The organism is Mucilaginibacter rivuli, assembly GCF_019391655.1.
Lineage (GTDB): Bacteria > Bacteroidota > Bacteroidia > Sphingobacteriales > Sphingobacteriaceae > Mucilaginibacter > Mucilaginibacter rivuli.
This window is the reverse complement of the sequence record NZ_JAHXPQ010000002.1, coordinates 613,408-635,399: the sequence shown is the minus strand read 5'-3', so window position 1 is coordinate 635,399 and position 21,992 is coordinate 613,408. Positions and strand designations below refer to the sequence as shown.

Sequence of the window (21,992 nt, the reverse complement as noted above, 5' to 3'; positions counted from 1 at the left end):
AAACCAAAACGCCATTACTATAAAACAAGTAATGGCGTTTTATTTTATCAGCTTATCGCAACAATCTCCCGGCCGTTTATTTTTACTTCAATAAGTTGGCTACAAAAACATCCAGGAAACGGAAAAAAACATCCCATTCATTTGTAACATTAAGGCTATAAAATCATAATTGCTAAACGAGCCTGTTATATTTACTTTCTGTTAAAAACAGAACTTTAAACACATTAACTGACATGAAGAAAAATTTACTTGCTGTATTTTTTACGGTTACACTATGCTCCGGTGCTGCAATAGCGCAACGGGGAGGAGGTGGTACTGCTGATACCGCCAACAGACGTACAGGCGGTTTTGCAGGCGCCGCGACACCCCGAGCTGCTCCAAGGCCTTACAAATCCGTTATCACCGACAAAGCCATTACCCGGAATGGCTTATTCAAAACTCACAAAATTGACGACAAATACTATTTTGAGATACCTGATAGCTTATTAGGTCGCGAGATATTGGTTGTAAGCCGTATATCAAAAGCCGGCGCCGAGATGCGTGTTGCCGATGGTTACGCAGGCGACCAAATAGGCAGCACTGTAATAAGCTTTGAAAAAGGTCCGTTAAGCCGCATATTTATGCGCAAAATATCTTATGCAACATATAGTCCTGATAGTACCAAATCAATGTACCAGGCAGTAAAACGTTCAAACATACAAGCCATTGCAGCGGCGTTTAATATTGCTGCTTACTCTCCCGATTCAAAAGGCAGTGTGGTTGATATGACTGATTATATAAATGGAGATAATGACATCTTATTTTTTAGCTCAGCACAAGGTAAATCACGTGTGCGTTTAGGTGCCTACCTCACAGACCGTAGTTATATCGAATCTGTTAAAACTTTCCCAACTAATATTGAGATAAAAACCATTAAAACATATAACCTATCGGCTGCTACCACAGGCTTTGGCGCCCGTGGTGGAGGCGGAACTCCGGCCCCTACCGGCACAGGACAGCCCAACCCGAATTTACCTTCGGAAACCGTTGAATTAAATACTTCATTAGTTATACTGCCCAAAGTACCTATGCAAGCCCGCTTTTACGATGAACGCATTGGTTATTTCACTACCGGCTATACCGATTTTGATGCCAACCCTCAAGGTGTAAAAGCAATTGAATTAATTGCCCGCTGGAGACTTGAGCCCAAAGCCGAGGACATGGCTAAATATAAACGCGGTGAACTTGTAATACCTAAAAAACAGATCATTTATTATATTGACCCGGCTACTCCTAAAAAATGGGTACCATATCTTATAGCCGGAGTTAATGATTGGCAAAAAGCTTTTGAGAAAGCGGGCTTTAAAGAAGCTATAGTAGCTAAAATGGCCCCTACACCTGCCCAGGATTCAACCTGGAGCCTTGATGATGCCGCCCACTCGGCCATTGTTTACAAACCATCAGAAACTGAGAATGCAAGCGGCCCGCACATATCAGATCCGCGCAGTGGCGAGATCCTGGAAACGCATATCAACTGGTTCCATAACGTGATGAAACTGGTGCACGATTGGTATATGATACAAACCGCCGCGGTTGACCCGCGTGCACGCACTATGCACTTTAGCGATGAGCTAATGGGCGACCTGATCCGCTTTGTGTCTTCGCACGAAGTAGGCCATACTTTAGGGCTACGCCACAATTGGGGTTCAAGTTCAACTACTCCTGTTGAAAATCTGCGTAATAAAGCATGGGTTGAAGCTAATGGCCACACACCATCAATTATGGATTATGCACGTTTTAACTATGTTGCACAACCAGAAGACAATATTAGCAAAGCCGGTTTATACCCGCGTATTGGCGATTATGATAAATGGGCCATTGAATGGGGATACAAAGTATTGCCAAATTCTCCATCGCCGGAGGCAGAGAAAGCTATCCTGAATAAAATATCAGTTGAGCGCTTAAAAGACCGCCACCTGTGGTTTGGTACCGAAAGTAACCCTGATGATCCGCACTCACAAAATGAGGACCTTAGTGATAACGCCATGAAGGCAAGTACTTATGGCATTAAAAACCTAAAAGTGATATTGGCAAAACTGCCTGAATGGACAAAAGAGCCTAATGATGGTTATGATGACCTGGAAGGTATGTATGGGCAGCTAACCACTCAATTTGGCCGCTATATGGGCCACGTAACCAAAAACATAGCAGGGGTATATGAAAACCCTAAAACTGTTGAGCAAGTTGGTAAAGTATACGAAAACGTACCTGCCGCTACTCAAAAAGAGGCTATGGCATTTTTGGATACCCAATTGTTTACTACCCCAACATGGTTATTAAATGATTATATATTAAGCAATACACAAGGTAACGGGCTGTTAATCGTATCCGGATTACAAAATACAACCTTAACCCGTTTACTTAGCAACCACACATTATACAAACTAATATCGGCCGAAGCTGAAGATGGCGCAAGAGCGTACAAGATCAGTGATTTTTTTACCGATATAAACAACTCTATTTTTAGAGAAGTAAAAGCAAACCAGGCAGTTGATGTATATCGCCGCAACCTGCAAAAACTATATGTTGAAAAGCTAATCACATTGGTTAAACCTACCCCTCCGGTTGACCCTGCTGTAGCAGCGCTGGCTGCAGGCAGAAGAGGTGGCGGCGCCCCGCGTGATGCTGATAAAGAATCAACTGATGTGGTATCGGTAGCTAAAGCCCAGCTTAAAGCAATTAACGCGATGATAAAAAACTCGTCAATAACCGACAGCATGACCACTTATCACCTGCAGGACTTATCGGATAGGATAAACGATGCCCTAAACCCTAAGGGATAATATTAATACCTATACTGTTTTAAACTAAAAGGCTCCCTTAAATTGAGGGAGCTTTTTTTGTTTATATGTTATTGTATCTTCATTTTTTCCGAATCGTACTTACGGATAATAAGCCGCGATCCACTGCTGTTACTAAAATAGCTGCCGGCCCAGTTAATAAGTACAATAAGCCTGTTACGTGCACTCACTAATGACATCAGGTGAACAAAACCCCATATTAGCCAGGCAAAAAATCCTTGAAAATGCAGCTTACCTAAATCGGCAACAGCCAAGTTTTTTCCTATTGTTGCCAATGAACCTTTATCAAAGTATTTATACGGCTCCATGGGCTCATTATTTAATAAGCGGGTAAGGTTTTTAGCCAGGTGCTTACCTTGTTGTATAGCGGCCGGCGCAACACCCGGATGCCCTTCGGGAGTATCGGGTGTAATTACCGCTGCTACATCGCCAATTGCAAAAATATTTCCATAGCCTTTTACACGGTTAAACTCATCGGTCTGTATACGGTTTCCACGTACCAGTATTTCTTTCGGGATACCTTTTATCACTTCTCCTTTAACCCCTGCAGCCCAAAGTACATTGCGTGTTTGTATGCGCTTGCCGTTATCTATAACCAGTTCATCGCCGGTATAGCTTTGTACGTGTACATCATTATGAACTTCGACTCCCAATTCTGTTAAAAAATCCTTAGCCTTTTTAGACGCGTTGGGCGACATAACAGCCAGTAATTCCTCTTTACCCTCAACAAGATAAACTTTCATATCTTCCTTGCGTAGTTCGGGATAATCGTAAGTGAGCACGTAGTTACGCATCTCGGCCAAAGCCCCTGATAATTCTACCCCCGTTGGCCCACCTCCTACCACAACAAAATTTAGTAATGCTTCCTTCTCTTCCTGGCTTTCTGTAATAATAGCTTTCTCAATATTTTGCAGAATAAGGCTGCGCAGATTAAGCGCTTCAGGAATACTTTTCATGGGCATGGTACGACTGGCCAGCTCGCTATTACCAAAAAAGTTAGTGGTTGAGCCGGTTGCCATCACTACATAATCATAAGCTATATCACCAATATCAGTAGTAATGGTATTGGTTTCAGGATTAATGAATTGAACATTAGCCATCCTGAAAGAAAAATTACGCTGATCACCAAATATCTTCCTTATCGGGAAAGCGATCGAATCAGCTTCGATATCTCCCATGGCAACCTGGTATAAAAGCGGCTGGAATGTATGGTAATTGTTTTTATCGACCATTAAAACCTCAACCGGCTTATCCTTTAGTTTTTTAGCCAGTTCAATGCCGCCAAAGCCGCCGCCAATAATAACAATACGTGGATGATTAGTGATCTCGTTTAAATGCATATTGCAGTAAAGCTAAGCCTTATGTTTAATAAAGTCAAAATTGGGTTTTATGTTTTCCAATAAGTAACTATTGATACATTTCAAGATAATTTAATAACAAAATACCTTTTTTTTCGTGAAAAAATCCAATTACAAGGTCAGTTTTAATAAAAACAACCAACTCATTTAAATCAAACCTTATATTTGTAGCACAAATGGCCTAAAACTATTGATTTTACATACAAAATGAAGCTACACGTCATAAAAATAGGCGGAAACGTTATTGATAATTCCGAAAACCTGCATCGCTTTTTAAAAGACTTTGCATCACTTGACGGCTATAAGGTATTGGTACATGGGGGCGGCAAGGTAGCTACGCAACTTTCGGCTACATTAGGCATTGAAGCTAAATTAGTTGACGGTCGCCGGATAACTGATATTGAAACCTTACGCGTAGTTACTATGGTTTATGCGGGCCTGATTAATAAAAACATTGTGGCATCGTTACAGGCAATTAATTGTAACGCGATTGGCCTGACCGGCGCCGATGGCAATTTCATTAAAGCTAAAAAACGACCTGTTAAAACTATCGACTATGGTTTTGTTGGCGATATTGACGAACAATCAATAAACCCCAATAACATTAATAAATTAATGGAGGCCGGGTTTATACCTGTGTTCTCGGCATTAACACATGATGGCGCAGGGCAGTTATTGAATACCAATGCCGATACTATTGCATCGGCATTAGCCGTGGCTTTGTCCAATTTATATGAAACTACGCTAATTTATTGCTTTGAGAAAAAGGGTGTTTTGCAGGATATTGACGATGAAGGTTCGTTAATACGCGATATTAACCCTGTGCGCTACGAAGAGTTAAAAAAACAACAAATTATTGCCGGCGGTATGTTACCAAAACTGGATAACGCCTTCAACGCCATAGCATGCGGTGTAAAAGCCGTAATTATAGGCCATGCCGATGAGCTTGGCAACATTAAAAACAATAAAACATTTGGAACCCGTTTAAGCACAGGGATATGATCACATCACAAAAGAACATCGCAATTTTAGGGAGTGGAAACATTGGGCTTGCATTGGCAAAAGGCCTGGTTAAGGCCGGCATATACCAGGCATCACAAATAACATTAACCCGCCGCAATATAGCCGCCTTGGATGACCTGGCGGCAGAAGGCTATAAAGTAACCAACGACAATGCTAAAGCAGCGGCAAAGGCCCATATTGTTGTGTTGGCGGTACTACCCCAGCAGCTTAACAAATTGCTTGATGAGATAAAAGAGAGCATTAAGCCAAAAAAACACTTGCTTATTTCTGTAATATCAGGGGTTCAGTGCGCAGATATACGCCATTACCTTGATATTGATGTACCTGTAGTACGGGCTATGCCAAATACCGCAATTGCCATAGGCCAAAGCATGACCTGTATTGGTAGTGATAATGCCGATAAACACAGCATCGCCATCGCAAAAGAATTATTTGATACCGTAGGGGTTACCATCCCGATAAATGAAGAACTCATGACATCGGCTACTGCTTTGTGCGCTTGCGGTATCGCTTTCTTTTTACGATCTATCCGCGCGGCATCACAAGGTGGTACAGAGATAGGTTTCCATGCACATGATGCTTTGAAAATGGCAGCTCAAACAGCCAAAGGCGCAGCCGACCTGTTACTGCAATTAGCCAGCCACCCTGAAAGTGAGATTGATAAGGTAACATCGCCAAAAGGATGTACCATTGCCGGTTTGAACGAGATGGAACACAATGGCTTTAGCTCGGCCATGATAAAAGGTATAAAAATGTCGGCTGATATTGCCGGCATACTGTATAAAAAGGAATAGGGAAAATCAATTTTATTATTACAGCCCGCTAAGTATTGATATTTAGCGGGTTTTTTATTTTTTCGTCTATATACGTAGCAATTAATGTTAGCGACATATTTTTTCGACAAAAATGTTTTTGTTTTAAATAATATCCTACTTTCGCAACTATTATTTTAAACTTCCGTAAAAGTGTTACTCCCCTTAACACTGAGTTTTATTTTAGCCATTCATGTACCTTTTTCTTAAACAACCAATTAGCTATATCAGCTTTATCGTATTGTTTTTTTGTTGCAGTTTCCAAATAAATGACCTATCGCCATATAACAGGCTTAAGAGTGGCAACATTTTAAATTGTGCCTTTTATAGCGCCGAATCAAATTCTATGATAAAATTTAAAGACGGTTATATTACCTATAGCCGCTGGAATGGAGCAAGCGACGATGGAAAACGTTATTTAGCTGAAAGATTTGATACACCCTATACATTTAACCTGTTAAGTATGAGTGGAAATATAAACGGGATTCCTTTTTTGATATTAAACAAAACCCTGTTTAATATGCCAACTTTTTATCTGAAATATAATGGGCTAACCTACATTCTGAGTGAGTTTTATAGCAATTAGTTCAGGCGCTGCCCTTTTCTAAAAAAATCAACAGCAGTTTATTCTTTCAAATTACATACAGGCTTTCATTTAAAATAAAACACGTATTTTAAGCAGGTAATTTGTTGTGGGTAGGTACGTTGTTTATTTAAGATGAAGAAAGCACCGGTTTTATTATTCTTTTTAGTGCTATACCTATCGGGCTATGGGCAAAAAGTGGGGCTGGTATTTAGTGGCGGCGGCGCTAAGGGCTTAGCGCATATAGGTGTATTAAAAGCCCTTGAAGAAAACAATATCCCGATAGATTACATTGTGGGTACATCAATGGGTGGTGTAATAGGCGGCTTATATGCTTCAGGATACTCCCCCAAACAGATAGAGCACATGGCGCTAAGCAGTAATTTCCAGGATTGGGTAAATGGGAAATTCAGTAGCGATTACCAATACTTCTTCCGGAAAAAGCCTGACAACCCCTCTTTTCTATCCTTAAAACTGGAAATAGACACAGGTTTTCAGGCCCGTTTCCGCTCAACACTGGTAAATGATATCCCCTTGAATTTTGGCTTTATTGAACTGTATACTCAGGCGTCTGCTAATGCCAAAAACGATTTCAACAAGCTCTTTGTACCATTCAGGTGCATTGTTGCCGATGTTTTTTCGCAAAAGGTAATTGATGTTGACCATGGTAACCTTGCAGAAGCATTACGTGGCACTGTTACAGTACCAATGATCTATCGCCCGGTTAAAATTGATGGCCGATATGTATTTGACGGTGGTTTGTATAACAACTTCCCTGTTGATATTATGAAGCAGGACTTTAAGCCTGATTACATCATAGGCTCCAACGTATCATCAAAAACATTTACAGATTATCCAAAAGATAACGATGATAAGCTGATGGGCAGATTGTTGTTATATATGCTTCTTTCAAAATCAGACAGTACCAGCATCGGTAAAAACGGCATTTATATACAACCAAAAATGACCGGCTACAGCACTACTAATTTTGGACCCATTGCCGGGATGATAAAAGCCGGATATGATGCTACAATTGCAGATATGCCACGTATAAAGGCCGCTTTAAGCCGCCGAAGCGATACCGCAGTATTGCATAAGCGCAGGCAAGATTTTTTAAAGACAGAGCAGCCCGTTGTTTTTAAAAATATCATTGTTAATGGTGTTGGCTTTCAGCAAAAGCGGTATATCGAGCGCATGTTCAGAAAATTTGATAACAAACCCATTACCTTAACAGATATAAAAGACAGCTACTATCGCCTGGTTACTAATGATAATTTTGAAACTGTTTATCCGCGTATTATTTACCACCCTGCAGATAACACTTACGATTTTGAAATGGACGTAAAATCGAGCAAGAACTTTAAAGCAGATATTGGCGGCATCTTATCAAGCAGGCCTATCAGTTCGGCTTTTTTAGGATTGCAATATGATTATGTAAACCGGAATGCATTTACGCTGGGCGCTAATTTTTATTCGGGCAGGTTTTACGAATCTGTACAAGGAACCTTACGGACTGATTTCCCCAACAGGGTGCCTTTTTATTTAGAGACCGAGTTTACCTATAACAACTGGGATTATTTTGATAGTAATCCCTTATCGGTAGAGAAAACCAGCCCTGTTTATGTGGAGCAATCCGATCGTAAAATAGCGCTCAAAGCAGGCGTACCCATAGGCAACGGAAAAATTGAACTGCAGGGCGGATATATTAATACCGCCGATACTTACAGCCCCAACGATACTTATAAAAATAGCGACACACTTGACGTTAGCCGGTTTAATGGTTTTAAAACCGCTGTCATTTTTGAGAAGAACCTATTAAACCGCAAACAATATCCCAACAAAGGGAACAGCTTTTACATTGGCCTGCAATATTTTAACGGCACCGAAAATTACATACAGGGCAATATACTACACAGCGGCGTGCTGCCCGAAATAGATATAAAGCGCCAATGGGTAACTGCTAAAATAAGTAACGAAAACTACTTTTTTACCGGTAGTAAACTAAGCCTCGGTTATCAACTGGAAGGTGTTATCAGTAACAAGCCTTTGTTTATCAGCTATAAAGAATCAATACTAACTGCTGCCGTTTTTAACCCCTTAAATGATTCAAAAACTTTAATATTGAGTAATTTCAGAGCGCAAAGCTATGGCGCAGGTGGTTTAAAAAGTGTAGTTGCCATTAAAAAAAACCTGGAGTGGCGCAGCGAAGGTTATCTTTTTGTGCCTGTACAAGGTATTGTGCATAGCGGCTTGCAGGATGCAAGTTATACGCATATTTTAGCATCCAATAAATTTGCAGCAAGTACCGGCTTGGTTTACCATAGCTTTGTAGGGCCATTGAGCCTCAGCTTTAATTATTATGACGATGAACAGAAACGCTACGGCGTGATGTTCCATGCCGGTTTTCTGATATTTAATAAACGTGCCTTAGAATAAACATATGAAGAAATGGTTTCTCCTGCTATCGGCAATATTGCTAACCAATATTACTGCCATTGCCGACCCGGTGCTGATAAGAAATTTCACACTAAAGGAAAATCCCTTTGGTAAAGATGAATTAGCAGTAGTTGCTACCGATACGGCAGGAGTTATCCAGGAAAACGTGAACGGAACGTTTAAATTCAGCATCAATGGATTTGATGAAGACATGGATTTTGAGCACGGCACAGCTTTTTACCGCCGCAAATTAGATAAATCAAGCTTTATCTATATCAAGCATAACAATGATGCCGGCTCTGTAAGTACATTATACTATGTTTATAAACAAGAAAATAAACTCACCCCCATACACATTAGTTGGGTAGTATTAATAGCCATACCCTGTATACTGGTACTGCTGGGCTACATGTTCAGGAAGCTGATCATTTGGGCGGTTATCCTGTTTTGTATATTCATATATTTTAACCACCATAGCGGGTTAAGTTTACCTACCTTTTTTGAAACAGTAACAGATGGTATAAAGCACCTGTTTTAGATGGAATATGGATAAAGTAAGATGGAAGGTGTAAAGAATACCCGGAGATACATCTTCCATTTTACATCTCACATCTTACATTAAAAAGGCAGTCCGATGCCAAAGTTCAACTGCATAAAATTGTAGTTCTCGCCATTGGCCTTATAATAGTTCTGTTTAAAGGCTCCGCCACGCAATAATTCGTCAATGTGTTTAACCAGTACCCATTGCTCAGATCCATTAAACTGCGGATCTTTAAACTTAAAGGCAGCATCTAACCTGAATACAAAAAACGTAAGATCGAAGCGGAAACCTGTGCCAATACCTATCGCTGTAGAATCGAATATCTTATTAAAATTAAATGTACCGTTAGGGCTATCAGTTTCTGGTTTTAATCGCCATACGTTACCAAAATCTGTATAAATAGCGCCATTTAGTTTCGAGCCAAAAAAGTCATTCAATATGCCGTACCGGTACTCAAGGTTACCAACAATTTTTAACTCGCCAAACTGATCAAGGTATTTAAATCTTGTCCGGGTATCATTATCAGCATAAGCTGTTGCCCTGTTAAATTGTCCCGGTCCAAGCGTTCGCGGTAACCAGGCCCTGATATCATTAGCGCCACCTACATAAAAATTCTTTTCGAATATAAGCTGATTGCTATTGGAGTAAGGAACACCTATGCCCGGATTTATACGGAACACCAATGCACGTTCGCCACCAAAGGCTCTATAAAACCTCAGATCAATTTCTGTTTTGGCATATTGAGCAAATGTTTGGCCAAATATAGAATGTGAGCCAAGGCTGTCTTTAGGCGTATTAAATAACTTACTAACCAGACCAAGTGTATTACCCCCTATATCTACCGCTCCCCTGAAATAGGTAAACGTTGCCGGGGTAAACAATTTGTTGGCATTTAATTGGTAAGAATACTGGCTACCAGAGGTGAAAATAGTACGATTGATCAACAGGATATAAGAATACCTGTTTTGTGCCTGCAATTGTGCTAACGCAGCCGGATCGATAATTCCCTTTGAAAACTCCACATCAATTGGGGTTAATGAGTGTAACCTGTTCGGCGCTTCGGCCCAATCATATGTAATGGAGTTAATAAGGCTTTTACGCGATACTAAACCTTCCTGAAAAAACAGCTGGTAATTTGAAGATATAGTAGTATGCGGAACACCATATTTTGTAGGTACCGGCAAATTAAATGGCGATATGATACGCGGGTAGATGAGGTTTAACCCTGCCTTAAAATCCTGGTTTTGAATGCTGCCATTACTGCTAAACAGCACGCTCCAGCTCAATTTAAGCTGCAAAATCTCGGCACCTTTAAACAAGTTTCGATTTGTAAAGGTATTGGCAATGTTAAACCCTTGCTGCGGATTGTTAAAACCACTGAATATGTATTCGCCCTCTATCCTGTCACTGTAGTGTTTTAACGGTATAATATCTATCTTACTGTTTAACCTATTGGTGCTATCCGCGGTTTTGGTATAATTAGGGTTAGGCACATTACGGAATACATTTAATTCCGACAGGCGCGAAGTGGTTAATGTTTGTTTATCAATATTATACGGATCGCCTTTTTTTAGAAAAATATAATCGGTAACGGGCTTCGGTTTAAACTTGTGCGAGTAATCAACAAAAGTATGTTGCGAATCGACGCGCAACGTATCAGCCTTGCCCACGGTACGCCCGTTACTGTTAAAAATGGTTATCAGGGTATTGTTTATAGTAAATACCGGGTGTTGCTTTTTACCATCGGGATTAGTAATAAACATTTTTACGTTTGCCGCATTTTTAGTTGTATCAAACTCAAAATAAACATACTGCCTGTAAAACTCATAGTAACCATTACGTTTCATTAACTGGTACACCTGGTCGCGGTCATAAGCTAAGCTATCGGTATCATACGGGCTACCTACTGTAATATGGCTAAAGCTCTTCTTACTTTTCTGATATAATTGCTTTACAACAGGGTCGGTTATGCTATCCTTAAATGTAGCAATATGGTATAGCGTACCTTCATTTGCAGTAAATATAAGTTCAGCCTTTTTGTTTTTTATTTTGATAGCGCTCTCTACTTTGGCATTCAGGTAACCTTTATTTACCAAAAAGTGCTCCAATTGTAATCGCGAAAAATCAACCAGGTTACTATCCAGAATCCGCGGGGCCTCGCCTATTTCGTGTTTGCCGTTTTTGTTAAGCAGGTAGTATACCTGCAACTGCAGCCAGTTGTTGGGTTGTTGCTGTTTATCAATATAATTAGCCGCCGCAAGGCTATATTGTTTATCAATACCCTTAAAAGTTATTTTACGAACCAGTACCTGGTGTTCTTTTAAACCACGGGTTAAACTACAGCCGGTAGCTGTAATGATAATAATAATACTTAAAATTGTAAGGCGATAAATATCAAACCGGGTGTATGCTTTCAAAATCTCAAATCAGTTTATTAAAATCCTTACAACAAAAAAAAAACAGGAAAACCCATGGCCTCTTTTTAGTTGAGGGTATCAAATCGGTAAGGGAGTTTGTAAACTCAGCTTACCAGGTTGATACCATTTACCATACGCCTGCATTTTCATCAAAAATGCTGAATTTATCACAAAAAATAAACTTTCATGAAACATCGGCAAGTAGCCTTGAAAAATTCAGCAGCTTAACCACTCCACAGGAAGTTATCGCCTTGGTAAAAATACCGCAATGGCCCCTTTTATCAACGCAAAAATTAGAAAATAGTTTTTCGCTTGTGCTTGATGGCATACAAGATCCCGGTAATTTAGGCACAATAATACGCACAGCCGATTGGTTTGGCATTAATACCATCATCTGCTCGGAAGATACTGTTGACGCTTATAATCCAAAAGTTGTACAAGCTACCATGGGTTCGCTTTCGCGGATAAATGTACATTACACTAATATTGCAGACCTGCTTAAAACCAGCAAAATACCTGTATTTGGCGCTTTATTGAACGGAAACAGCATTTACCAAACTAACTTTGGCACACAAGGCCTAATTGTAATGGGTAATGAAGGCAATGGCATAAGCCCCGAAATTGAGGCGCTGGTACAACAGCGTGTAACCATACCACAGGTAGGAAAAGCGGAATCGCTCAACGTGGCGATAGCTACTGCCATCTTCTGTTCTGAAGTGTGTAAAAAAACCTTGAAATAAAAATTGTAAGGCATTAAATAATTACTATTTTTGCAATCCCAAATAAGGTCGGGTGGCCGAGTGGCTAGGCAGAGGTCTGCAAAACCTCGTACAGCGGTTCGAATCCGCTCTCGACCTCAAGGAAATAAAAACATTAAAAAATAAAGACATGGGTGTTACACGTTTAAAAAGAAAAGATAGAAAAAATAAAACAACCTCACGTTTAGAGGTTCAGTTTTTAAAGAATGCTACAAACTTAGAGTTTGGCAGCCGTTCAGCAGAATCTGCAAAAAGCCAGGTTTCTTTGAACAATGCAGTTTTAGCACAGCTTGAAGCTGGCAAATAATTCTGTTAAGAGTTTATCCTGAAAAGATCCTGTTGGTTATACCGACAGGATCTTTTTATTTATACGGCTGATCAGTTCCGGCCCCTCATATATGAAGCCAGTGTATAATTGTATGAGCGAAGCGCCTGCAGCCAGTTTTTCCATCGCGTCTTCGGGCGAATGTATACCGCCCACTCCTATTATCGGGAATGACTTATTCGATTTTTCTGAAAGGTAACGGATAACTTCTGTAGCGCGATGCGTTAAGGGTTTACCGCTCAATCCTCCCATTTCTGATTTTATTGATTCTTCTGTTTTCAACCCCTCGCGACTAATGGTTGTATTGGTTGCAATAACGCCCGCTATTTTTGTTTCCTGAACTATCTCAACAATATCATCTAACTGGCTATCGGTCAAATCCGGCGCTATCTTTAATAAAATGGGCCGCGGCCTGGCTTGCTGAACATTTAGTTGTTGCAAGGTATTCAGGATATGCTTTAATGGTTCCTTCTCCTGTAAAGCACGCAGATTGGGTGTATTAGGCGAACTTACATTAACTACAAAGTAATCAACTACATCAACAAGCGCGTTAAAGCATTTGATATAATCGTTAACGGCATCCTCATTTGGTGTTACCTTATTTTTGCCGATGTTACCGCCAATAATTAGCCCACTATTATTTTGCTTTGAGCTACGGTACGCTTTAATACGTTGCGCGGCGGCCTCAACACCTCCGTTATTAAAGCCCATCCGGTTAATTAATGCCTCATCCTGCGGTAAACGGAACATGCGTGGCTTATCATTACCCGGCTGAGGCAAAGGCGTTACTGTACCTATCTCAACAAAGCCAAAACCAAGGTTAGCCATTTCGTTTATAACCTCGGCATTTTTATCAAAGCCTGCGGCCAGGCCCACGGGGTTCTTAAACTTGAGTCCGAATACTTCGCGCTCCAAACGTTTATCTTCTGTAGACCATGCCGCCCGGCTTAGCGCAGCGCCACCTGGAAAGCGATTGAATCGTTTTAAATTCCGCACTACAAAATAATGCACATTTTCGGGATCAAATTTAAAAAGGATGGGTTTAAGCAAGGAATACATGCGGCTAAGTTAGCAGTTTTTGTTGAATGAGTTTTTGTACATATCTTAGTTTCTCAAAATAAAACCAATGTTAAACCTCTTCAATAACTCGCGCCGCGGTTTCATCAAAACCGCAGCTGTAGGTACCATCGCCTCGCTTAGTATTCCACAAATTGTTGCTGCTGCAAGTACAGCATCCAAAGGCAAAAAGATCAGGCTGGAAAAAGATGATATCATCCTTTTCCAGGGAGATTCGATAACTGATGCCGGCCGTGATAAAACCAACCTTACGGCTAACAATAACAAGGCATTAGGAACAGGCTATTCTTTTTTAACAACGTGCGAGCTATTAAATAAACACCCTGATAAAAACTTCACTATTTATAACCGTGGCATCAGCGGCAATAAGGTTTATCAGCTTGCCGACCGCTGGGATAATGATTGTCTTAATTTAAAGCCTGCTGTAATGAGCATTATGATAGGTGTGAACGATTTTTGGCACACCCTAACCAATGGATATACCGGCACCGTTGAAGTTTATAAAAACGATTATATTAAACTATTAGACCGCACCAAAACTGCTTTGCCCAACCTTAAACTCATTATATTGGAGCCCTACTTTGTAAACGGCATAAGGCCCGAAGAGGCCAAATGGCATCCGGCATTTGATGACTACCAGCAGGTTGCCCGCGAAATTGCCGAAAAGTATGAGGCTACATTTATACCCCTGCAAAGTATATTTAATGAAGCTGTTAAACAAGCTCCGCCTAAATACTGGACGCCTGATGGTGTACACCCAAGCATGGCAGGCGCAAGCCTGATATCGCACGCGTGGCTGGATGTAGTTAAAGGTTAATCTATCTCTTTTATGGAATACAGAAATTTTAAAGATGTTAAGATAGCCGAAGTAGGCTTAGGCACCTGGCAATTAGGCAGCGCCGATTGGGGCAATGTAAATGAAGAAGATGCCATGCGCATACTTCAGGCTTATATTGATGAAGGCGGCAACTTTATTGATACCGCTGATGTTTACGGCATGGGAATCAGCGAAAGCATCATAGGCAAGTTTTTAAAGACCACTGATAAAAAAATCTATGTGGCCACTAAACTGGGCCGCCGCAGTGATGGTGGTACATGGCCGCCAAAATACACTTACGACCTGCTAAAACGCCATGCCGAGGACTCTTTAAAACACCTTGATATATCACAGCTATTTCTTGAGCAACTGCACTGCATCCCTACAGAAGATATGCGCAAAGGCGAAGTATTTGGTCACCTGCGCAAATTGCAGCAAGAGGGCCTGATCAAACATTTTGGCGCCAGCGTTGAAACATCCGAAGAAGCGTTGATATGCCTTGAGCAGGAAGGTTTGGCATCGCTGCAGATCATATTTAACCTGTTCCGCCAGCATGTGGCCGATGAGGTGTTTGAAAAGGCCGCCGCCAAAGGCGTTGGTATTATCGTTCGTGTACCGTTGGCAAGTGGCTTACTTACAGGCAAATTCAGCGAAGACACGCATTTCGCGCCAAGCGATCATCGTAACTTTAATGCAGATGGCCAATCATTCAACGCGGGCGAAACCTTTTCGGGAGTTGAGTTTAAAGAAGGTATACGCTTAGCCAATAAAATTAAGGGTATGTTGCCCGATAGCCGCATGCCGCAATGGGCCATCCGCTGGATATTGGATCATCCACAGGTAACTACAGTTATCCCCGGCGCATCTAAAGTGCCACAGGTTTATGGTAATATCGAAGCATCTGATCTGAAACCATTATCCCCTGAAGTACATCAAAATTTAAGGAAACTATATAATGATGAGATCAAAGCTAAAATAAGGGGGCATTATTGATTTGAATGGTTTGTGCGAAAAGCTACTTCAACATATTTTCGTACAGACCCAAATTCTCATCATCAAAGCAAACAAATGTTATTTCGCTTAGTGAACTATCTTCGGCAAGAAAGCTATTAACCGCTTCCAGCGCAATCTTCGCTGCATCATTTTTGGGAAAGCGATAAACACCTGTACTGATGTTTGGAAAGGCTATTGTCTTAACTTGTTTATCGACAGCAAGCTTCAAACTGTTTAGATAACAATTTGCCAGCAACTCTGATTCCTTACTCTTTCCGCTATTCCAAATCGGTCCTACGGTGTGTATTACATATTTGGCCGGCAAATTACCCGCTGTGGTTATCACAGCTTGTCCGGTTTTACATTTACCCTGACGATAAACTATCTTCATACAGTCTTCCAAAATGGCTTTGCCGCCCGCGCGATGTATGGCACCATCAACACCGCCGCCACCCATTAAACTACTGTTTGCAGCATTTACAATTGCATCAACCTGTTGCTTTGTAATATCACCTTTTATAACCCTAATTCGCTCGTCCATAAATTGTATTACTTTGCTGCCGGCCCAAAAAATAAAGCTTTCAACTCTGTAGCATCATCAGCTTTCATTCTGCCTGCCAATACAAGGCGTAATTGCCTGCGGCGTAAAGCACCGTCGTACAAAGCAACATCTTCGGTAGTTACAGGGGTTAATTCGGGTACAGGTACAGTATGTCCGTCCGCATCCAAAGCAACAAAAGTGTAGTAAGCTTCATTGCTCTTTAACCTCCGGCCGGAAGGTATATTTTCGGCCCAAACGTCAAGCCTTACTTCAACCGAAGTATTAAACGCCCTGGTCACTTTCGATTCGATACTCACCACATTCCCCAGTTTAATCGGGTGCTGAAAGGACACGTTATCTACCGAAGCCGTTACCACATTGCGGTTGCAATGTTTTTGCGCCGCTATCGCTGCCGAAATATCCATCCAATGCAGCAAACGCCCACCCATCAGGTTGTTCATGGTATTGGTATCATTTGGCAATACCAGTTCATTCATTATGGTATGCGACTCTTTTGGGGTTTTGGATTTCATGGATGTAAAGATAAGTTTTTTTGTCCATGGACGATGGACCATAGACCATGGACAAAGTTTATCTCTTAGTCGTATTTATTTGCCTGAAACCTACAAGTTCTTCCCAGCGCGCGCCGGGGCGGCGATAATAAACCAATAGTTGGTAATCATTTTCGGTTTCGTAGTAAGAGCCTTCAAAAGCAACATCATCGGGTATTTTGGTTTGCTTATCTACCCAAACATATTCATAATCATAAACACCTTGCTTTAAAAACAGGTCTGTATAAAAACGCCCTTTGCTGGCATCATAGCGCATTTTATTTTGGTCCGTAAGCTGATAATCATTAAACTGACCAACTATATAAACCGAACCCTCATTATCCGAGCGGTTTCCCGCAAGGCTAAAATATACATGAGCGTAATCGGCATCATAGCGCGGGTTATTCCCATCCTGGTTCATGATAAAAAAGGCGCCGTTATTATCGTATTGAAATACATAATTGGCTTGATTACGGCTCGGGTCGCCAAGTAACACAACGGTATTAGCTGTATCGCGGTAGATATGCCCCACCCTTTCCGAGTTTTGCCTGAGCGAACGAAGATCAAAATGCCTGAACTCATTGCCTCCCATAAACTGATTGGTAGTAAGATCGTTATACTGCAACTGGCTGCCACGAATAAACTGTGGCTTAGTGTTCCACTGCTGCTTATCAGGCCTGCCATTCTGCATTACCAGCACCCTGATATCTGTAAATGGGTTTTGCACCTGGAAATTACCAGTACTAAGCTGAAAGTTAATTTTCTGGGCCGATTGCCTTAACAAATTATCGCTCGAAGCTGTAATATCTGTTTGTACACTTACCTTATTATCAACTACATAAAACTTACGGGTTAGCACCATTTTGTTCCGGTCGCCATCTTCGTAAACCTTTAATATGTAATTGCCGGATAGTTTGGGTATGATATTGTAGTTAGGCAGCGTTAGCTGATAATGCGTGTACTTTTGGATGGTATTTGTTGAGTAGCGGTAATCCGACAATCTATCTTCGGTAAAGCTTTGCAGGTATTCTGTTGGTGATATGCGCGACGGGTTCCATTCCGCATCGCAATGCTCAATGGTGTACATATAATTGCGGCTTCCGGCTTTCAGATCATCAAAACCAAGCGTTAAGGTTTCTGATGAGCCTAACGTAATTGCAGGGAACGAGCCTTCTTTTACACTATTATAAAGCTGTACGGTTTTGATGTTTGATTGATAAACATGGTTATCATACTGCTGCCCGTAAGTAATTGTAAAACAAAACACAAGAAATAATATGATACAGTTTCTCATCATTTTACTATACTTAATCCGCCTGAGGCAGATGGGTAAATATGTATATTAAACAGCCTCGCTATGTCATTGCGAGGAGGAACGACGTGGCAATCTCAGCGATAGGTGACCAATGTTCAAAATCCGCCACCTTTCTCAGTGATTGCTTCGTCCCTCGCAATGACAAATTTGATATTGATTAAAGGGGGATAAAGTAAGATTTTTACGCCCACTTTCATCTTGCCTCTTGATTCTGGCTTCTTGATTCTTTCCTATGCTTCCATCTCCAATATCTGCCCGGCAAGCTCTTCCCACTCATCCTGCACTTTTACTAACTCAGCTTTCTTAGCACTGTAAGTCGCGTTTACCTCTTTCGATTTTGCCTGGTCATTATAAACGCCCGGCTCGGCTAACTTATTTTCCAGTTCCTTTATCTCCTTTTCCAATTGCGAAATCCGGTCTTCCATACGGGTAAGGTCACTGTTCAGCTTTTTCAACTGTTTGGCTTTATCTTCCGACGGTGCCGCTTTAACAACAGGCTTAGGCTCTTCCTTTTTAGGCTGAGGCGCTGGTATAACCGCTTTAGGTTCCAGCTTACGTTTTGCCTGCCATATTTCGTACTCGGCGTAAGTGCCGGGGTAGATCTTGATCTTCTGATCTTCAATAAACCAGATCTTATTGGCAATATTATCTAAAAAGAACCTATCGTGCGATACGGCAATGAAAGTACCTTCGTACTGTTGCAGGGCTTGTATCAATATATTTACCGATTGAATATCCAAGTGATTGGTAGGCTCATCCAGTATCAAAAAGTTGGCATCCGCGGTTAGCGCCTTGGCCAGTGCCACGCGTGATTTTTCGCCACCCGACAATACCTTTATCTTTTTAAACACATCATCGCCCGTAAACAGGAATGAGCCCAATATTGAGCGTAGCTCTGTATCGGTATGCTTTGGTGCGAAAGATTGAAGTTCGGCCAATATCTCATTCTCCAAATGCAGCGATTCCAACTGGTGCTGCGCGAAGAAGGTTTCGCTCACATTATGACCGGTCACCATCTTACCCTTAAAGTCATGGTCAGCTTCCGCGATGATGCGCAGCAAAGTCGATTTACCCTTACCATTGGCACCAATCAGGGCTATCTTATCCCCTTTTTCTATCACCGCTTCGGCATCATCCAAAATATCAATAGCCGGGTATTTTTTGGTGATATGCTCTAACGTGATCACGTGCCTGCCTGATTGCTTGCTAAACCTGAAATTGAAGTTTACCGATGGATTCTCATCATCAACATCTTCAACACGCTCTAACTTGTCCAGCATTTTGATACGCGATTGCGCCATCTTGGCTTTTGATGCCTTGGCACGGAAACGTTCTATCAAACGCTCCTCCTGTTTTATTTTGGCTTGCTGATTTTTAAACTCGCCTTTTTGTATTTCTCCACGTAAAGCCTTCTCTTCCAGATAGAAAGAATAGTTACCTGCATAAACAGTTAACTTACCTTTACGGGTTTCAACGGTACGGTTAATTACCTTATCTAAAAACCACCTGTCGTGCGATACGATAACGATGGCGCCGTCAAAAACTTTCAAATAATCTTCAAGCCACTGTATCGATGGTAAGTCCAAGTGGTTGGTAGGCTCATCCAACAATAAAATATCAGGCGCCTGCAAAAGTATCTTGGCCAGCATCACGCGCATGCGCCAGCCTCCCGAAAAGGTACTTAGCTTGCGCTTACAATCCTCTTCGCTAAAGCCAAGGCCTGCTAAAATCTCGTGTGCTTTGTATTCAATATTATAACCATCAAGCGCTTCAAACTCATGTTGCCTGTCGCTTAGTTTTTCCAGAATCTCTTCCGAGTAATCGGTTTCAAGTTTCTTTAACAGCTCTTCTATCTCGTGGTGCAGTATATTCTGGCGCTCAAAGGCTTCCATAGCCACCTCCACAATACTCTTATCTGATGAGTATGATAACAGATCCTGGTTAAGGTAACCCATCTTCAGGTCCTTAGCCATAGATATGGTGCCCGATGTAGGTTTATAATCTCCAACAATAATTTTAAGGAGGGTGGTTTTACCGGTACCATTAGCACCTATCAAACCAATTTTTTCTCCGGGTTTTATATGCCAGTTGGCTTCATCATAAAGGGCCCTTGCACCTATCTCGAACGTAAGATCGTTAATCGCTATCATTTGCCGCAAAGGTACGGTTTTTGAGGCAAGAAGTTGAAAGTTAAACGTTAAAAGTATAAGGCAATGAGACTATAAATGTCAGATATCCACTTACTAACTTTCCACTTTAGCTCTTAATGGCTACTCATTTCAAGTATCTTATCAAACTCTTCCTTTTTAAGCGAAGTAACTGATAGCCTACCCTGCTTCAATATCTGTATTTCGGACAAGCTTGGTTCGGCTTTTATCTGTGCAAGGGTAACTGGTTTTTTAAGTGCTTCAACGGGAGCGATTTCAACAACCAGCCAGGCCGTATCATCTGTTGTGGGGTCCTGGTAGCTTTCTTTTACTACTTTGGCAATACCCACTACTTCTTTACCTTCATTACTGTGGTAAAACATTACCAGGTCGCCCAGGCGCATATCGCGCATGTTATTGCGGGCAGTGTAGTTACGCACGCCATCCCAATGGGTTCGGCCATCTTTATTAAATTTTTCCCAGCTATATTTATGAGGTTCTGATTTTACGAGCCAATAGTTCATGTGGTGTTGATATTTTTAGTTTGTAAAAATATGGATTTTGATGGGGATAGAAAAAAAGATGATTAAACGTCTAATTTAATATTATAATATTTATTTTTACCTTAGAATAACTAATTCAAAAATATGATTTCAGAAGAAATAAATACCGATATAACCATATGGTTAAACCGTGTGGCAAAATTTGGAATTACCAAATTAACACCATATAGCAGCAAGGAAACCAGAGATAAAGGGAACACTCTTATTATATTATCTTGTTTATCCATATTAATATCTTTTAAAATTTTAAATATCAAGGAAGAGTCGATATTGGGTTTAAGGTTTGATGAAACAGATGGAAAATATGTCATACTAATTTTAGTTATAGTTTGTCTATATCTTTTGTCTTTGTATTTATTTGATATCTATCAGGAAAAAACAATCTCACAACTTAAAAGTCTAATTTCTGAAAATGATGAATTTTATCCCGAAGCAGAACTTGACACCATAAATAAAGGTATCACAGTTAATGCAGATTTATTGCGGGATGAACATCAAAAAAAACTTGATGAAAAAAAAGTTGAATTGGGTTTACATGTCCAAGTAACTATACCAGATACCAATGGTCAAACATGGAAAGAAAAAATGGCTGCTTTTCACAAAAACGACAAAATATTTTCAGACCATCACAAACGGGAGCAGCAGTATGATACTTTCTGTAATAAGGCAAAAGATGAATTAGATCAAAAACTGATGCTGTTAGATAAAGAAAGAAAAAAATTAGACTCTATACTTAAAATGTATAATAAAATAATTGAAATACATTGCCCAAGTACAAAACAAGAAAACTAATTGAAATTTCATTTCCAATTACTCTAACTATTATTTCAATCTTAAGTGGGTTATTTTACCTCATTACATATTCTCCAATGAAACACCCATAGTAGGTAACAAG

At 40.7% G+C, this 21,992-nt stretch carries 18 protein-coding genes and 1 tRNA gene; 11 read left to right on the top strand and 8 right to left on the bottom strand.

The window, feature by feature from the left end; translation table 11 throughout:
- The first annotated feature begins 233 nt into the window (after positions 1-233).
- Entirely contained in the window at positions 234-2,822 is a 2,589-nt protein-coding gene (locus KXQ82_RS06535; protein WP_219487349.1) for a zinc-dependent metalloprotease, read from the top strand.
- A 68-nt stretch (positions 2,823-2,890) separates the two neighbouring features.
- Here KXQ82_RS06535 and KXQ82_RS06530 read toward each other — a convergent pair whose 3' ends face one another.
- Positions 2,891-4,180, bottom strand: coding sequence for an NAD(P)/FAD-dependent oxidoreductase (locus tag KXQ82_RS06530; protein ID WP_219487348.1), 1,290 nt, complete (start codon positions 4,178-4,180; stop codon positions 2,891-2,893).
- Positions 4,181-4,405: 225 nt separating this feature from the next.
- Here KXQ82_RS06530 and argB point away from each other — a divergent pair, with 225 nt between their 5' ends.
- The 4 genes from argB (at position 4,406) to KXQ82_RS06510 (ending at position 9,590) form a co-directional block, all read left to right on the top strand.
- On the top strand, positions 4,406-5,200 hold the full coding sequence (gene argB, locus KXQ82_RS06525; protein ID WP_219487347.1) for an acetylglutamate kinase: 795 nt from the start codon (positions 4,406-4,408) through the stop codon (positions 5,198-5,200).
- Positions 5,197-6,015 (top strand): pyrroline-5-carboxylate reductase, encoded by an 819-nt coding sequence (gene proC, locus KXQ82_RS06520; RefSeq protein WP_219487346.1) that lies wholly within the window; start codon positions 5,197-5,199, stop codon positions 6,013-6,015. The genes argB and proC overlap by 4 nt, the downstream gene beginning before the upstream one ends.
- A gap of 736 nt (positions 6,016-6,751) precedes the next feature.
- On the top strand, positions 6,752-9,052 hold the full coding sequence (locus tag KXQ82_RS06515; protein ID WP_219487345.1) for a patatin-like phospholipase family protein: 2,301 nt from the start codon (positions 6,752-6,754) through the stop codon (positions 9,050-9,052).
- Between the two features lie 4 nt (positions 9,053-9,056).
- The gene (locus tag KXQ82_RS06510) at positions 9,057-9,590 is read left to right on the top strand and encodes a hypothetical protein (protein WP_219487344.1); all 534 of its coding nucleotides are present in this window, start codon (positions 9,057-9,059) and stop codon (positions 9,588-9,590) included.
- Between the two features lie 80 nt (positions 9,591-9,670).
- Here KXQ82_RS06510 and tamL read toward each other — a convergent pair whose 3' ends face one another.
- The gene (gene tamL / locus KXQ82_RS06505) at positions 9,671-12,010 is read right to left on the bottom strand and encodes a translocation and assembly module lipoprotein TamL (RefSeq protein ID WP_219487343.1); all 2,340 of its coding nucleotides are present in this window, start codon (positions 12,008-12,010) and stop codon (positions 9,671-9,673) included.
- Between tamL and KXQ82_RS06500 the strand changes: the two genes are divergently transcribed.
- From KXQ82_RS06500 to KXQ82_RS06490, 3 genes are all read left to right on the top strand, one after another.
- Entirely contained in the window at positions 12,001-12,750 is a 750-nt protein-coding gene (locus KXQ82_RS06500) for a TrmH family RNA methyltransferase (RefSeq protein ID WP_219487342.1), read from the top strand. The two genes, tamL and KXQ82_RS06500, sit on opposite strands and share 10 nt — an antisense overlap.
- Positions 12,751-12,796: 46 nt before the next feature.
- Positions 12,797-12,867 (top strand) — tRNA-Cys (locus KXQ82_RS06495).
- 31 nt (positions 12,868-12,898) lie between these two features.
- Entirely contained in the window at positions 12,899-13,075 is a 177-nt protein-coding gene (locus KXQ82_RS06490) for a spore protein (RefSeq protein ID WP_219487341.1), read from the top strand.
- Positions 13,076-13,111: 36 nt separating this feature from the next.
- Here KXQ82_RS06490 and KXQ82_RS06485 read toward each other — a convergent pair whose 3' ends face one another.
- Positions 13,112-14,152, bottom strand: coding sequence for a quinone-dependent dihydroorotate dehydrogenase (locus KXQ82_RS06485; RefSeq protein WP_219487340.1), 1,041 nt, complete (start codon positions 14,150-14,152; stop codon positions 13,112-13,114).
- 67 nt (positions 14,153-14,219) lie between these two features.
- On the opposite strand from KXQ82_RS06485, the gene KXQ82_RS06480 reads away from it, so the two are divergent.
- Positions 14,220-14,987: an SGNH/GDSL hydrolase family protein gene (locus KXQ82_RS06480; RefSeq protein ID WP_219487339.1), complete on the top strand. Its 768-nt coding sequence runs from the start codon at positions 14,220-14,222 to the stop codon at positions 14,985-14,987.
- A 12-nt stretch (positions 14,988-14,999) separates the two neighbouring features.
- Complete coding sequence (locus tag KXQ82_RS06475; RefSeq protein WP_219487338.1) at positions 15,000-15,980, top strand: aldo/keto reductase; 981 nt, start codon at positions 15,000-15,002, stop codon at positions 15,978-15,980.
- 22 nt (positions 15,981-16,002) lie between these two features.
- On the opposite strand, the gene KXQ82_RS06470 is transcribed toward KXQ82_RS06475, so the two are convergent.
- From KXQ82_RS06470 to KXQ82_RS06450, 5 genes are all read right to left on the bottom strand, one after another.
- On the bottom strand, positions 16,003-16,521 hold the full coding sequence (locus tag KXQ82_RS06470; protein ID WP_219487337.1) for an O-acetyl-ADP-ribose deacetylase: 519 nt from the start codon (positions 16,519-16,521) through the stop codon (positions 16,003-16,005).
- Between the two features lie 8 nt (positions 16,522-16,529).
- Positions 16,530-17,054, bottom strand: a complete 525-nt coding sequence (locus tag KXQ82_RS06465; RefSeq protein WP_219487336.1) for an acyl-CoA thioesterase — start codon at positions 17,052-17,054, stop codon at positions 16,530-16,532.
- Positions 17,055-17,112: 58 nt separating this feature from the next.
- Positions 17,113-18,369 carry a type IX secretion system plug protein gene (locus tag KXQ82_RS06460; protein ID WP_219487335.1) on the bottom strand — a complete coding sequence of 419 codons (1,257 nt, stop codon included), beginning with the start codon at positions 18,367-18,369 and terminating at the stop codon, positions 17,113-17,115.
- 248 nt (positions 18,370-18,617) lie between these two features.
- Positions 18,618-20,537: an ABC-F family ATP-binding cassette domain-containing protein gene (locus KXQ82_RS06455; protein WP_219487334.1), complete on the bottom strand. Its 1,920-nt coding sequence runs from the start codon at positions 20,535-20,537 to the stop codon at positions 18,618-18,620.
- A gap of 113 nt (positions 20,538-20,650) precedes the next feature.
- Entirely contained in the window at positions 20,651-21,058 is a 408-nt protein-coding gene (locus tag KXQ82_RS06450; protein WP_219487333.1) for an EVE domain-containing protein, read from the bottom strand.
- A gap of 123 nt (positions 21,059-21,181) precedes the next feature.
- Here KXQ82_RS06450 and KXQ82_RS06445 point away from each other — a divergent pair, with 123 nt between their 5' ends.
- Entirely contained in the window at positions 21,182-21,889 is a 708-nt protein-coding gene (locus KXQ82_RS06445) for a hypothetical protein (RefSeq protein ID WP_219487332.1), read from the top strand.
- The last annotated feature ends 103 nt before the right edge of the window (positions 21,890-21,992 follow it).

Coding starts and splice junctions, on each gene's coding strand:
- KXQ82_RS06535 (WP_219487349.1), top strand. CDS start 234: ATGAAGAAAAATTTACTTGCTGTATTTTTTACGGTTACACTATGCTCC.
- KXQ82_RS06530 (WP_219487348.1), bottom strand. CDS start 4,180: ATGCATTTAAACGAGATCACTAATCATCCACGTATTGTTATTATTGGC.
- argB (WP_219487347.1), top strand. CDS start 4,406: ATGAAGCTACACGTCATAAAAATAGGCGGAAACGTTATTGATAATTCC.
- proC (WP_219487346.1), top strand. CDS start 5,197: ATGATCACATCACAAAAGAACATCGCAATTTTAGGGAGTGGAAACATT.
- KXQ82_RS06515 (WP_219487345.1), top strand. CDS start 6,752: ATGAAGAAAGCACCGGTTTTATTATTCTTTTTAGTGCTATACCTATCG.
- KXQ82_RS06510 (WP_219487344.1), top strand. CDS start 9,057: ATGAAGAAATGGTTTCTCCTGCTATCGGCAATATTGCTAACCAATATT.
- KXQ82_RS06500 (WP_219487342.1), top strand. CDS start 12,001: ATGCTTTCAAAATCTCAAATCAGTTTATTAAAATCCTTACAACAAAAA.
- KXQ82_RS06490 (WP_219487341.1), top strand. CDS start 12,899: ATGGGTGTTACACGTTTAAAAAGAAAAGATAGAAAAAATAAAACAACC.
- KXQ82_RS06485 (WP_219487340.1), bottom strand. CDS start 14,152: ATGTATTCCTTGCTTAAACCCATCCTTTTTAAATTTGATCCCGAAAAT.
- KXQ82_RS06480 (WP_219487339.1), top strand. CDS start 14,220: ATGTTAAACCTCTTCAATAACTCGCGCCGCGGTTTCATCAAAACCGCA.
- KXQ82_RS06475 (WP_219487338.1), top strand. CDS start 15,000: ATGGAATACAGAAATTTTAAAGATGTTAAGATAGCCGAAGTAGGCTTA.
- KXQ82_RS06470 (WP_219487337.1), bottom strand. CDS start 16,521: ATGGACGAGCGAATTAGGGTTATAAAAGGTGATATTACAAAGCAACAG.
- KXQ82_RS06465 (WP_219487336.1), bottom strand. CDS start 17,054: ATGAAATCCAAAACCCCAAAAGAGTCGCATACCATAATGAATGAACTG.
- KXQ82_RS06460 (WP_219487335.1), bottom strand. CDS start 18,369: ATGATGAGAAACTGTATCATATTATTTCTTGTGTTTTGTTTTACAATT.
- KXQ82_RS06455 (WP_219487334.1), bottom strand. CDS start 20,537: ATGATAGCGATTAACGATCTTACGTTCGAGATAGGTGCAAGGGCCCTT.
- KXQ82_RS06450 (WP_219487333.1), bottom strand. CDS start 21,058: ATGAACTATTGGCTCGTAAAATCAGAACCTCATAAATATAGCTGGGAA.
- KXQ82_RS06445 (WP_219487332.1), top strand. CDS start 21,182: ATGATTTCAGAAGAAATAAATACCGATATAACCATATGGTTAAACCGT.